Raw genomic sequence first — 13,108 nt, forward strand, 5'->3', positions numbered from 1 at the left:
GTCAGCGCGCCCCCGCCCCCGGCGGCCCCTCCCCGTCGTCCGTCTCACCCCGGGGCCTCGCCCGGTCCGGCCCCTCCAGCAAAGCCTCGATCTCCGCGGCGAACTCCTCGCCCGTACCCCCGTCCCGCACACCCGCCCCGGACCCGTCGACCGCGCCGGACCCGTCGTCCGCGTCCGGCCCCTTGCCCGGCTCCGTCAGGCCGCCGGCCGCCTCCGGCGCCTCCGTCACCCCCTGCGTCACCCCCTCCGTCACCCCCTCCGTACGCGAAGCCCCCGCTCCCGCCGCCACGGCCCCCGCCGCCTCGCGGTCACGGCGCGGGAGCCACCAGCGCCCGGGCAGGGCCTCGTGCCCCGGTGCCTCCGGCGGAGACGGCTCGGGCAGCCCCGGCTCCGGCTCCTCCCGCACCGTCAGCCCGCGCAGTCGCCATCCCCGCAGCCCCAGCGCCACAGGGACACCCAGGAAGGCCGTCCAGACGAACGTGGCCGCGCCCGTGAGCCAGCCCACCGGGCCGACGTCGCGGAGGGGGCCCACACCGAGCGGGCCCGCCGATGCCGTGGCGAGGGCGCCCACCACGAGACCCGCGAGGAGGGCGGCGCAGGCCGCCGTCAGGGCCGTCGTAGCGCGCGACCACACCGCCGATTCGTCCGTCTCCTCGGGCCGTACGGGCGCAGCGGCGCGGCCCACCAGGAGGCCCGCGAGGAGCGCGGCGGCCGGCGGCAGCGCGAGCACGGCCCACGTCGACGGCGGCGGGTCACCCTGCGCGGGGAGCGCGGAGAGGAGCGGGAAGGGCGGCAGGCCGCCGAGCGGCGCGGCCCCGGAGAGCGCCACGGGCTGCCCCGTACCCACGAGAAAGCCGGGCCCGAGCCCGTACGAGGCCGCCCACAGGACGGCGTTGGGCACGAGGGCGACGGCGAGGAGCAGGACGGCGGCGAGCCCTGACCAGTCGTCGGTGATGCGGTCGAAGGCGCCGCGCACCGCCGCGGAATGGCCGCTCAGGGCCGTCACGAGGAGCAGCGCGCCGCCCGCGACGAGCCCGAGCACGGCGGCGGAGGCGGCCCGCAGGACCGTCGTGAGGACCTCCCGCCGTGCCCCGATCCGTAGCGAGAGGGCGGGCAGCGGGTCGGGCCGCCCGTGCGCCGCCCACACGCCGGAGGCGACGGCGAGGGCGACAAGCGGCGGTACGTGGAGCAGCGCGCTGAGCGGCTCGGGCGCCGGGTCACCGCCGCGCGCGTAGAGGAGCGCGGCGGCGGCGACGATGAGGTACCCGGCGCACACGCCCGCCACGGCGGCCCCGCGCCCGCCGAGCCGTCCCCCCGCCCGTCCCCGTACCGGCAGGAGTTCGCCCTGCTCATCGGGTTCGGCCGCCTCGCGCGCCGCGCGGTGCAGGAGCCACAGCGGCAGCAGGGGCAGGAGGAGCGGGACGAGGCCGAGCGGCACGGCCTCGCCCGTGACGAGGCTCGCGCGGGTGAGTGTCGTGCCGTGCCCGAGGAACCACAGCGAGGCGGCGAGCCGCAGCGCGCCGCCCGGCCCGCTGTCGGGGAACGGCGAACTGATCCACAGCACCATGACCAGGACCGCGAGCGCGCCCAGTCCCAGCCCGGCGGCGAAGGCCCCGCCGAGCAGCGAGGCGATGAAGGCGGGCAGCCGTCTGCCGAGGCGGGCGGCGACGGGCGGAGCGGCGGGGGTGCCCTGGGGCGGGGACGTGGCGGCCCCGGGCGGATCGGTCATCTCGGTCACCGGGCCATGCTCCCAATGACCCAGTCGATACCCGTGCAAGAAGCGCGTACCGGAGGTGTCGCCCAATATACGACTATGCGATCTTACGTACGGAGCGACGCGCCGTGTCGGCAGGGGCCCTTCCGCCACGGGGGTACGCGATGAGCCCCCGCACCTCCGCCCGCCGCGGGGAGGGGCGTTCTGACAGGGCATCGGGCCCCGCGACTCCGGCCCTGCCCTCCCTCCCCGACCGACGGCGGCTGCGCGAACACGCCGGGCTGACCCGCGCTCAGGCGGCGGCACGACTCGGCGTGAGCGCGCAGACGGTACGGGCCTGGGAGACGGGCCGGGCCAGACCCCGCGGCCGCCGCCTGGAGGCGTACGCCCTGCTGCTGACGGAACTGTCGACGGAGACCGGGACGGCACGCACGGAGGCGGAGACGGGGGACGCGGCACGCACGACGAAAGCGGCACGCACGGGGAAAGCGGCACGCACGGGGGAAGCGGCACGCGGGGCGGAAGCGGCACCCGCAGGCGACACGGCACGCACAGCCGAAGCCCCCCGGGCCGCCGAACCGCCCCCCGCGACCCCCGACATCGCGCACGCCCCGCCCGCCGCCGGGCCGCTTCCGCTCCCCGGGCCGCCCGACGCCGCCTTCGCCGCGCTCTACGCGCACGCCGCGCCCACCCTCCTGCGGCAGGCGTACCTCCTCACGGGCCGCCCGCGGGTCGCGCTCGCCGCCGTGCTGAGCGGGTTCCGGCAGGCGTGGGAACGGTGGCCCGAGGTGGCCCGCGACCCGGACCCGGAGGGGTGGGTGCGGGCGGTCGTGCACGAGTCGGCGCTGTCGCCGTGGCGCGGCTTCGGCGGCAGGGGGCGCAGGGCAGCGCCCGCGGACGCGGGGCAGGCGGCGCTCGCCGCCGCGCTGCTGCGCCTGCGGCCGCCGCAGCGCAGGGTCGTGCTGCTGTACGAGGGCGTGGGGCTCGACCTGCCCGAGACGGCGGCCGAGGTGGAGGCGAGCACCCCTGCGGCGGCCCGGCGCCTGCTCCACGCCCGCGAGGACCTGACCACCCGCCTCCCCGAACTCGTGGACAGTCCGGAGCGGTTGACGACACGCCTACGGGCCTTCCTCGCGGAGGGCGAGGTGCCGGGCCGCCCCACGCCCCCCACACCCGAGGTCGCCCTTGCCGACGCGCGTCTCGCGGGCCGTGCCCGCACCGGCGCGGCCCTCGCCCTCACGGGCATCCTCGCCGCGACGACGCTCTACGCCCTCGCCACGACGGACAGCACCCCTCCCCCGCCACCCGCCACCGAGGTGGACGGCACCACGGTCCCGGCCCCGGGCCCTCCACGCCCGGACACGCTGAAGGACCGCCCGCCGACACGGGGGCCGGGGACGGGCGCGGGACGGCTGGTCCCCTTGGACGGCTGACCCTCGCGGGGCTGATCCACGCTGTACGGCCGGACGGACAGGGCGCACCGGCGGACCGGGCACCCGCCGCACGCCGACCGCGCCCCCGCCGCCCCGCCCGTCTCAACGCCACCTGGACACCCGCCGCCTACGCCCCCGTCGCCTCGGCCGCCCGGTGCCTCCGGTAGTGGCGGGCGGCGCGGGCCCGGTTGCCGCAGGACGGTTTGCACCACTCCTGCCTGCCGTGCCGCCGCACGAAGTACCGCACGCAGCGGGGCGCCGTGCAGGCGCGCAGGCGGGCGAAGTCGGGGGCCGCGAGGAAGGCGAGCGCGGCGCGGGCGAGGGCCGCGGGGAGCGTGTCCGTACCCGGAGCCGGTGCCAGGCGTACGGCGGGCGCCGCACCCTCCGGCCAGTCGAGCACCGGACGGACCGGCACACGCGCGGCGACGGCGTTGAGGAGGGCCAGCGCCTCGTCGGCGGGCTGGAGGCGGTCGGCGTCGGCCGGGCTCACGGGCCCGGGGCGCACTCCCCGCGCGAACAGGGCCCGTACCGCGTCGCGCAGCGCCCGTACCTCACCGCGCAGCGCCTCCGTGGCCTCCGCGTCCCACTCGCCCGGCAGGAGCGTCGCGACCTCGTCGAGCCACGCGCGGAGCCCTTCGACGCCGTCCAGGTCGTCCGCGACTCCTCCCTCGCCGTCGTGGCGGATGGTGCTCGCGAGGGCGAGCGCGGCCCAGCGGCGTTCCTCCGGTTGCTCGGTCATGTCTCCATCATGCGGGTGCCCTTGACCGGCCATCCGAAGACCCCCTACGTTCTCTCACGTCAAAAAGAATATTAACCGTTAGACATGCCTGGGGCGAGGCCGGCACAGTGCCGCCGTCCACGGGCCGGAGGGGGACGCCGTGCTTCTCGCACACCTGAGTGACCTGCACCTCGACGGAACGGAGTACGCGGCCGCGCGGGCACGCGCCGCCGTCGACCGGGTCCGCGCCGCGGGCGACGCCGTGGACGCGCTCCTGGTCACGGGGGACCTCGCCGATCACGGTGCCGCGAGCGAGTACGAGGAGGTGGCCGCGCTCCTCGCCGGGCTGCCCTTCCCGGTCCTGACCTGCCCCGGCAACCACGACGAGCGCCGCGCCTACCGCAAGGTGCTGCGGGACGGGGCGGCGGGCGAGGGGCCCGTCAACGAACTGCGCGTCCTGCGGCAGGACGGGGCCCCCGCGCTCGCCGTCCTCATGTGCGACTCCAGCATTCCCGGCGCGGGAGCGGGCGCGCTGAGCGCCGAGACCCTGGCCTGGATCGACACGAGCCTGACCGCGCTGCCCGACGGGGTACCGGCCGTCCTCGCCTTCCATCACCCCCCGGCCCTCCTCCACCACCCGCTCCCCGACGCGCTCCGCCTCACCAGCCCCGACGACCTCGCCGATCTCCTCGCCCGCCACCCCCGTGTCCTCGCGCTCCTGACCGGCCACGCGCACACCGCTGCGGCGACGGGCTTCGCCGGCGTCCCGCTCCGCTCGGCCCCCGCCGTCACGTACACGCTGCGCCTGAGCTGGGAGGGCGAGGGCCACGCGGACGACACCCAGCCGCCGGGCCTCGCCTACCACGTACTCGCCCCCGGCGACCGCCACCTGACGACCCACTTCCGCGTCGCGGCGTGAGCACTCCTGCCACCCTCGCGGGTTTCGCCCTCGCGGTCCTGCCCTTCGTCGTCACGCCCGGCGCGAGCCTGGCCCTCGTGACGCGCCACCCCACCCGCGCGGCCCCCGTCGTCCTCGGCACGGTGAGCGGCCTGTACGTGCACGCGGCACTCGTCACCGCGGGACTCGCCACGCTGCTCACCACCCGCCCCGGCCTCCTGCTCGCGCTGCGGCTCGCGGGGGCGGGGTATCTCGCCCTCCTGGGAGTGCGGTTGTGGCGCGCCGAGGGCGGCGGGGCGGTGGCCGAAGGGGCCGAGGACCGCACGGGGTGGCGCCTCGGCCTCGGGGCGCTGCTCGCCAACGTCCTGAACCCGAAGGCGCTCTCGCTCTACCTCGTCCTGCTCCCCCGCTTCGTCGACCCCCACGGACGGGTGATCCCGCACGTACTGGCGCTGACGAGCCTGCACGCGGCTCTGCACACGGCGTGGCTGCTCGGCTGGGCCGCGCTCACGGGACGCGGGCCCCGGCGGGCGCCGGGCCGCGGGCTGCGCCGCGGACTCGCGGTAGTGCTGGTGGGAACGGGGGCGTGGAGCGCGCTGGCGTGAAGCCCCACCCGGCGGTACGGGGCCCCGCTCGCGCCGCCGGGCATGGACTCCGCCCGTCCCGTATCCGCGAAGCGATCACGGCGACGCGACGGGCACGCCGCACCGCGCCCGGACGCCCCCCCGCCCCCGTACGACCCGGCCCCCGCCCGGTCCTCGTACGCGAAACGCCCGCGCCCCGTCCCGCGGCCGCGTGAGGAACGCGGTACGAGGACGGGGCGCGGGCGGAGGCGGGCGCTCACCGGGGCCGGGAGCGGCCCGTGGCGGTGCGTCAGCCGGTCGCGTGCGTCAGCCGTTGAGGATGGCGCGGGCGAGCTTGGCGGTCTCGGTCGGGGTCTTGCCGACCTTGACACCGGCGGCCTCCAGGGCCTCCTTCTTCGCCTGGGCGGTGCCGGAGGAGCCGGAGACGATGGCACCGGCGTGGCCCATCGTCTTGCCCTCGGGGGCGGTGAAGCCCGCGACGTAACCGACGACCGGCTTGGTGACGTTGGCCTTGATGTAGTCGGCCGCACGCTCCTCGGCGTCGCCGCCGATCTCACCGATCATGACGATGAGGTCGGTCTCCGGGTCGGCCTCGAAGGCCGCCAGGGCGTCGATGTGCGTGGTGCCGATGACCGGGTCGCCACCGATGCCGACGGCGGAGGTGAAGCCGATGTCGCGCAGCTCGTACATCATCTGGTACGTCAGCGTGCCGGACTTCGAGACCAGGCCGATGCGGCCCGGCTTCGTGATGTCGCCCGGGATGATGCCGGCGTTCGACTGGCCCGGCGTGATGAGGCCGGGGCAGTTCGGGCCGATGATGCGGGTCTTGTTGCCCTTGCTCTGCGCGTACGCCCAGAAGGCGGCCGAGTCGTGCACGGCGATGCCCTCGGTGATGACGACGGCGAGGCCGATCTCGGCGTCGATCGCCTCGACCACGGCGGCCTTCGCGAAGGCCGGCGGCACGAAGATGACGCTGACGTCGGCGCCGGTCTCCTTGATCGCCTCGGCGACGGAGCCGAAGACGGGGACGGACGTGCCGTCGAAGTCGACACTCGTACCGGCCTTGCGCGGGTTCACGCCGCCGACGATGTTGGTGCCGTCACCGAGCATGAGGCGGGTGTGCTTCATGCCGGTGGCACCGGTCATCCCCTGGACGATGACCTTGCTTTCCTTGGTCAGGAAAATAGCCATTATGTGGTGACCCGTTCCCTTACTTCGCAGCCGCGAGCTCGGCGGCCTTGTCAGCCGCGCCGTCCATGGTGTCCACGCGCTGCACGAGCGGGTGGTTGGCGTCCGACAGGATCTTGCGACCCAGCTCCGCGTTGTTGCCGTCGAGGCGGACGACCAGCGGCTTGCTGACGTTCTCGCCCTTCGACTTGAGCAGTTCGAGGGCCTGCACGATGCCGTTGGCGACCTCGTCGCAGGCGGTGATGCCGCCGAAGACGTTGACGAAGACCGACTTGACGTCGGGGTCGCCGAGGATGATCTCCAGGCCGTTCGCCATGACCTCGGCCGAGGCGCCGCCGCCGATGTCGAGGAAGTTGGCGGGCTTCACGCCACCGTGGTTCTCACCGGCGTACGCGACGACGTCGAGGGTGCTCATGACGAGACCCGCGCCGTTGCCGATGATGCCGACCTCGCCGTCGAGCTTGACGTAGTTGAGGTTCTTCGCCTTGGCCGCGGCCTCCAGCGGGTTCGCGGCGGCCTTGTCCTCAAGCGCCTCGTGCTCCGGCTGGCGGAAGTCGGCGTTCTCGTCGAGCGAGACCTTGCCGTCGAGGGCGATGATCTTGCCGTCACCGGACTTGATCAGCGGGTTGACCTCGACGAGGAGGGCGTCCTCCGCGACGAAGACGGTCCACAGCTTCTGGAGCGCCTCGGCGATGCCGTCCTTGACGTCCTCGGGGAACTTCGCGGCGTCGACGATCTCGCGCGCCTTCTCCGGGGTCACCCCCTCGTTGGCGTCCACGGCGATCTTGGCGAGCGCCTCGGGCTTCGTCGCGGCGACCTCCTCGATCTCCATGCCGCCCTCGACGGAGGCCATCGCGAGGAAGGTGCGGTTGGTGCGGTCCAGGAGGAAGGAGACGTAGTACTCCTCCGCGATGTCCGCGGTCTGGGCCAGCATCACCTTGTGGACCGTGTGGCCCTTGATGTCCATGCCGAGGATCTGACCGGCCTTCTCGACCGCGTCGGCCGGGTCGGAGGCGAGCTTCACGCCACCGGCCTTGCCGCGGCCACCCACCTTGACCTGCGCCTTGACGACAGCCTTGCCGCCCAGTCGCTCGGTCGCCTCGCGCGCCGCCTCAGGCGTGTCGATGACTTCACCGGCCAGCACCGGTACACCGTGCTTGGCGAAGAGGTCCCTCGCCTGGTACTCGAACAGGTCCACGCGCGTCCGTCCCTACTCCGTGATCTTGCCGCTGTGCGGTCTGTCAATCCGTGGGCGTGCCGCGAGGGGCGGCGTGACAGCTTGGCCTTCGTCACCGAGAGAAGCGCACACGTCGTTGGCCGGGTACGCGGCATGTCCGCCTGCCAGGCTATCGCCGTCCCGCCGTGGTCTCTAAATCGCGAGGTACGGGGGCAGCGGTGATACCTGTCACAGGGTGCCCTGCCCTTTGGCACGGGGTGCCGCCCACGGAGGGCCGCTGACCTGGGGTTTCCGGGGGCGGGGAGGGGGAGGGCGAGGTTCCGGGACGGGCCCGGGGCCGCCTTCCGGGCGGCTCGCGCTCAGTGAAGGCGACCTCCTCGCGACGGCTCCGTCTCCGGGTCGGGGACGGGCAGCGGGCGCTTCTCGATGGCGGCGGCCATGATCTCGGGGAAGAGGTCGGGGGTACAGGCGAAGGCGGGGGCGCCGAGGGCCGCGAGGGCCGCCGCGTGCTCGTGGTCGTAGGCGGGCGCGCCCTCGTCGGAGAGCGCGAGGAGCGTCACGAACCCCACGCCCGCCGCCTTCATCGCGGCCACGCGCTTGAGCATCTCGTCCTTGATGCCGCCCTCGTACAGATCGCTGATGAGCACCACGACCGTCTCGCTCGGCCGGGTGATCTTCGACTGGCAGTAGGCGAGCGCCCTGTTGATGTCCGTACCGCCGCCGAGCCGGGTCCCGAAGAGGACGTCGACGGGATCGTCGAGCTGCTCGGTGAGGTCGACGACGGACGTGTCGAAGACGACGAGGCGGGTGGCGAGCGAGCGCATCGAGGCGAGCACGGCGCCGAACACGGAGGCGTAGACGACGGATGCCGCCATCGAGCCCGACTGGTCGACGCAGAGCACGACGTCCTTCTTGACACCGCGCGCGGCCCGCCCGTACCCGATGAGCTTCTCGGGCACGACGGTGCGGTACTCGGGCAGGTAGTTCTTCAGGTTCGCCGCGATCGTGCGGTTCCAGTCGATGTCCTGGTGGCGGGGGCGGCTCACGCGCGCGCCGCGGTCGAGCGCGCCCGTGACGGTCTGCCGGGTCCTCGCCGCGAGCTTCTTCTCCAGCTGTTCGACGACCTTGCGGACCACGGCCCGCGCCGTCTCCTTCGTCGTCTCCGGCATCGCCTTGTTGAGCGAGAGCAGCGTGCCGACGAGGTGCACGTCCGCCTCGACCGCCTCCAGCATCTCCGGTTCGAGGAGCAGCGCGGAGAGGCCGAGCCGTTCGATCGCGTCCCGCTGCATCACCTGGACGACGGACGTGGGGAAGTACGTACGGATGTCACCCAGCCAGCGCGCCACGTCGGGGGCCGAACCGCCGAGCCCGCCCTGCCGCCGCGCCCCGCGCGCCTGCCCTGCCGCGCCGTCCCGGCCTCCGTAGAGCGCCGCGAGCGCCTTGTCCATCGCGAGATCGCGCCCGCTCAGCGCGGCCCCCGTGCCCTCCGCGCCCCGGTCCCCGCCGAGCACGAGCCGCCACCGCCGCAACCGCTCCCCCTCGGAAAGGACCTCGCCCACCTCATGGCCCGTCATGCCTGCCGCCTCCTTCTCCGTGTCCCGCACCGTCACGCCCCTTCCCTCCTCCGCGCCCGCGTCCCGCTCACGCCGCGCGCCCCAGCAAGCGCCGCACCACAGGCTCCACCGCCGCGGCCCGCTCCTCGTCGAGCCAGGCCCCGAAACCGGGCACCGTCCCGCTCGCCCCCGCCCCACCACCGGCCCGCTCGCCGCCGGGCCCGCGCCGCACCAGCTCGCCCAGCGAGCGGCGCACGGCGGGTTCGTACGCGGAGAACGTCCGCCGCAGCAACGGCAGTACGTCGGTGAACGCGGCCCCCGGCACCCGTACGAGCCACTCGTCGACGAGCCCGAGCAGCCGTTCATCGTGCACGAGCAGCAGCCCACCGCCCGGGGCACCGCCGCCGACGAAGCCGTCGATCCACGCGGCCGCCTCGGCAGGGACCGTCCCCGGCGAGAGCGCGAGGCCCATGACCCGCGCCGCCTCCTCCTGCTCCCACTCCCCCACGTCGAGCAGCAGGCGCGCGCACCGCCCGCGCACCACCCCGGCCGCCGAGTCCCGCGCGGCGATCCGGCGCAGCACCCCGTACCAGCGGTGCCGCAGTCCGGCGTGCGGGGCGAGGGGGGCGGCGCTGTGCGGGGCGGGGTGCGGGGCGGGGTGCGGGGCGGGGTGCGCGTCACCGTGCGGGGCGGCCGGGGCGGAGGCTCCGGCCGCCGGTTCGCCGGAGGCCCCCGCCGTCTCCGTCGCCGGGCCTCCCGCCGCCGCTCCCCCCGCCTCCAGCGAGTCCGCGAGGAGCCCCACCGCCCCGTGCACCGCGTCCAGTTGCTTGCGCACCGCGTCCGCGCCCTCCTCGTCCAGGCCCGCGCAGGCGGGTGGGAGACCGACGAAGACGCGTTCGGCGAGCCCTGCGGCGACCTCCGTGAGCGCACCCGTGTCGGTGCCGCGCACGTCCCCGTAGCGCAGGGTGCGGACCAGGGCGGGCAGCGCCTCGGCGAGGCGGGCGACGTCCGTGTCGAGCGCGGCGAGATCGGCGAGCGCCCGCATCACGTGCGGCAGCGACTCGCTCAGCGCGGCGGGCAGGCACGCCTCGACGAGCGCGGTGATCTCGCCGAGCCGCCGCGCCTCCGCCGCGCGCGCGGCGGCCCGCGCCTCGGCGGCGCCGAGCACCGTCGTGCCCCAGATCCCCGCCTCGGCGACGCGCACGGCGAGTTCGGGGTCCCAGCGCAGTGTCCACGTCTCGCGGAAGGTCCCCGTACTGCCGTGCGAGGCGGCGGGCACGCCCCAGTCGACGCCGAGCAGGCGCAGGCGGTGCAGGAGGGTGCTGCGGGCGACGTCGTTGTCCTTGCGCAGGTCGAGTTCGAGGGTGCGCTCCAGGGCCTCGGGCTTGAGGCGCAGGGCGCGCTGGAGCCGGGCGAGGTCGCGCTGGAGGGGCATCGCCGGCGCGGCGTCGGGGACTTCGCCGAGCACGTCGCCGACGACGAGCCTGTCGTGGACGAGCGCGAGCGGCACGTCGGAGCCCTCGCACATGACGGACCGCACCGCGTCCATCGTCTCGCCCAGCCCCGCGAGCGGGCGCCCGCGCATGACGGCCAGGGTCTCGGCGAGCCGTACCGCCTCGATGACGTGTGCCGAGGAGATGTGCTTGTCCTCCGCGCGCAGGAGCCCGGCGACCTTCGTGAGCCAGCGCTCGACGGGCCGGTCGGGCGCGGCGAAGAGGTGCCCGTACCAGCCGGGCGACTCGATGCCCGCGCCGTAACCGCTCGCCCGCGCGAGCCTGCGGTGCGTCCAGGGCACCCAGGTCAGCGCGGTCTTCGCCTTGGGCAGGCCGCGCAACGCCGCCCGGTCGGTGGCGAGCGGGACGCGTGTGGCCAATGCCGGTACGTGCCAGGCCCCGCAGACGACGGCGACCGCGTCGGGCCCGAACTCCTTCTCGGCCGCGCGCAGGCACAGCCGCATGTGCGCCTCGCGCACCGCGTCCTGCGGGTGGCCGCCGTCCGCGTACCGCTCGCGCAGCGCCGTCATCGCCTCGGCGAGCGCGGCGAAGGCCCCGAAGGGGTACGCGTCCGCGCCCTCCCCTTCGGAGGGGCCGCCCCGGTGCTCGACGACGTCCTCCCACCAGCGCTCGGGATCGTCGTACCCGGCGGTCTCGGCGAGCACGGCGACGGGATCGATCCGCACGGGACCCGGGTCCGCGTTCCCGTCCGCCCCGTCCTCGTGTACCGCGTCCCCGTCACCGCCCCCTTCCCTCTCCTTCTCTTCCGCCTCCTCGGCGGCCCGCATCGCGAGGCTGTGGGCCGCGGGGAGGTCGATGAAGCGGACGGGGACCTCGTGCGCCGCCGCCCAGCTCAGGGCCGTCCACTCGGGCGAGAAGGCGGCGAAGGGCCAGAAGGCGGAGCGTGCGGGCTCGTCGACGAGGTGGGCCAGGAGTGCGACGGGCGGGCGCAGTCCCGGGTCTCCCGCGAGCGGGGCGAGCGCGTCGGCCTCGGGCGGGCCCTCGATCAGGACGACGGCGGGACGGGCGGCGTCGAGCGCGGCCCGCACCGCGCGCGCGGAGCCGGGACCGTGGTGCCGGACGCCGAGGAGCAGCGGCGTGGCCCGGGTCATGCGCTCACCTCGCGGCAGGCCCGGTAGAAGTCCTGCCACCCCTCGCGCTCGCGGACGACGGCCTCCAGGTACTCGCGCCACACGACGCGGTCCGCCGCCGGGTCGCGTACGACCGCGCCGAGAATGCCCGCGGCGACGTCCGAGGGGCGCAGGACGCCGTCCCCGAAGTGCGCGGCGAGCGCGAGGCCGCCGGTGACGACGGAGATGGCCTCGGCCGTGGAGAGCGTGCCGCTGGGCGTCTTGACCTTCGTGCGGCCGTCCGCTGTGACCCCGTCGCGCAGCTCGCGGAAGACCGTGACGACGCGGCGGATCTCCTCGGCTCCTGCCGGGACTTCGGGCAGTTCGAGGGAGCGGCCGAGCTGGTCGACGCGGCGCGAGACGATGTCGACCTCGGCCTCGACGCTCTCGGGGAGCGGCAGGACGACCGTGTTGAAGCGGCGGCGCAGCGCGCTGGAGAGGTCGTTGACGCCCCGGTCGCGGTCGTTCGCCGTCGCGATGAGGTTGAACCCGCCCACAGCCTGCGTCTCGGTGCCCAGCTCCGGGATGGGGAGGGTCTTCTCCGAGAGGATCGTGATGAGCGTGTCCTGCACGTCGGCAGGGATGCGCGTCAGCTCCTCGACGCGCGCGGTCATGCCCTCGGACATGGCGCGCATGACGGGGCTCGGCACGAGCGCGTCGCGGCTGGGGCCGTGCGCGAGGAGCTGGGCGTAGTTCCACCCGTAGCGGATCGCCTCCTCGGATGTGCCCGCCGTGCCCTGCACGAGGAGGGTCGAGTCGCCGCTGACGGCGGCGGCCAGGTGCTCGGAGACCCACGTCTTCGCGGTCCCTGGGACACCGAGCAGGAGGAGGGCGCGGTCGGTCGCGAGGGTCGTCACAGCGACCTCGACGATGCGGCGCGGGCCCACGTACTTGGGTGTGATGACGGTGCCGTCGGGGAGCGTGCCGCCGAGCAGGTAGGTGGCGACGGCCCACGGCGAGAGGCGCCAGCGGGCCGGGCGCGGGCGGTCGTCCTGGGCGGCGAGCGCGGCGAGTTCGTGCGCGAACGCGTCCTCGGCGTGCGGGCGCAGGGCCTCGGGCGCGTCGCCCTGCGCGCCCTGCGCGTCCTGCGCGGTGCGGGTCGCTGTGCCGCTCGCAGTGCCGTTCGCAGTGCCCGTCGTGGTGGTGGGTGCGGAGGTGTCCGCGGTGGTGGGCGTGGTGTCCTGGCGCTCTTCGGCGCTCCGCTGTGCGGGCAGGGTCAT

10 protein-coding genes are annotated in these 13,108 nt (G+C 75.3%); 3 read left to right on the forward strand and 7 right to left on the reverse strand.

The window, feature by feature from the left end; genetic code table 11:
• Window position 1: 1 nt before the first annotated feature.
• Window positions 2-1,729 carry a cell division protein PerM gene (locus ACQYWQ_RS10950; protein ID WP_431039145.1) on the reverse strand — a complete coding sequence of 576 codons (1,728 nt, stop codon included), beginning with the start codon at window positions 1,727-1,729 and terminating at the stop codon, window positions 2-4.
• 149 nt (window positions 1,730-1,878) lie between these two features.
• Between ACQYWQ_RS10950 and ACQYWQ_RS10955 the strand changes: the two genes are divergently transcribed.
• Complete coding sequence (locus tag ACQYWQ_RS10955; RefSeq protein WP_431034131.1) at window positions 1,879-3,147, forward strand: helix-turn-helix domain-containing protein; 1,269 nt, start codon at window positions 1,879-1,881, stop codon at window positions 3,145-3,147.
• 127 nt (window positions 3,148-3,274) lie between these two features.
• On the opposite strand, the gene ACQYWQ_RS10960 is transcribed toward ACQYWQ_RS10955, so the two are convergent.
• On the reverse strand, window positions 3,275-3,886 hold the full coding sequence (locus ACQYWQ_RS10960; RefSeq protein ID WP_431034132.1) for an ABATE domain-containing protein: 612 nt from the start codon (window positions 3,884-3,886) through the stop codon (window positions 3,275-3,277).
• Window positions 3,887-4,025: 139 nt separating this feature from the next.
• Here ACQYWQ_RS10960 and ACQYWQ_RS10965 point away from each other — a divergent pair, with 139 nt between their 5' ends.
• Window positions 4,026-4,784 (forward strand): metallophosphoesterase, encoded by a 759-nt coding sequence (locus ACQYWQ_RS10965; RefSeq protein WP_431034134.1) that lies wholly within the window; start codon window positions 4,026-4,028, stop codon window positions 4,782-4,784.
• A complete protein-coding gene (locus ACQYWQ_RS10970; protein WP_431034135.1) occupies window positions 4,781-5,368 on the forward strand; it encodes a LysE family translocator in 588 nt (195 codons plus the stop codon). Before ACQYWQ_RS10965 ends, ACQYWQ_RS10970 begins: the two co-directional genes overlap by 4 nt.
• A gap of 285 nt (window positions 5,369-5,653) precedes the next feature.
• Here the strand turns inward: ACQYWQ_RS10970 and sucD are convergent, their stop codons facing one another.
• The 5 genes from sucD to ACQYWQ_RS10995 form a co-directional block, all read right to left on the reverse strand.
• On the reverse strand, window positions 5,654-6,538 hold the full coding sequence (gene sucD / locus ACQYWQ_RS10975) for a succinate--CoA ligase subunit alpha (protein WP_164291136.1): 885 nt from the start codon (window positions 6,536-6,538) through the stop codon (window positions 5,654-5,656).
• Between the two features lie 19 nt (window positions 6,539-6,557).
• Window positions 6,558-7,733: an ADP-forming succinate--CoA ligase subunit beta gene (gene sucC, locus ACQYWQ_RS10980; protein WP_431034138.1), complete on the reverse strand. Its 1,176-nt coding sequence runs from the start codon at window positions 7,731-7,733 to the stop codon at window positions 6,558-6,560.
• A 338-nt stretch (window positions 7,734-8,071) separates the two neighbouring features.
• Window positions 8,072-9,286, reverse strand: coding sequence for a VWA domain-containing protein (locus tag ACQYWQ_RS10985; protein WP_431039146.1), 1,215 nt, complete (start codon window positions 9,284-9,286; stop codon window positions 8,072-8,074).
• 67 nt (window positions 9,287-9,353) lie between these two features.
• On the reverse strand, window positions 9,354-11,870 hold the full coding sequence (locus ACQYWQ_RS10990; RefSeq protein ID WP_431034139.1) for a DUF5682 family protein: 2,517 nt from the start codon (window positions 11,868-11,870) through the stop codon (window positions 9,354-9,356).
• Complete coding sequence (locus ACQYWQ_RS10995) at window positions 11,867-13,108, reverse strand: ATP-binding protein (RefSeq protein ID WP_431034141.1); 1,242 nt, start codon at window positions 13,106-13,108, stop codon at window positions 11,867-11,869. Before ACQYWQ_RS10995 ends, ACQYWQ_RS10990 begins: the two co-directional genes overlap by 4 nt.

The organism is Streptomyces sp. P6-2-1, assembly GCF_050613165.1.
Classification (GTDB): Bacteria; Actinomycetota; Actinomycetes; order Streptomycetales; family Streptomycetaceae; genus Streptomyces.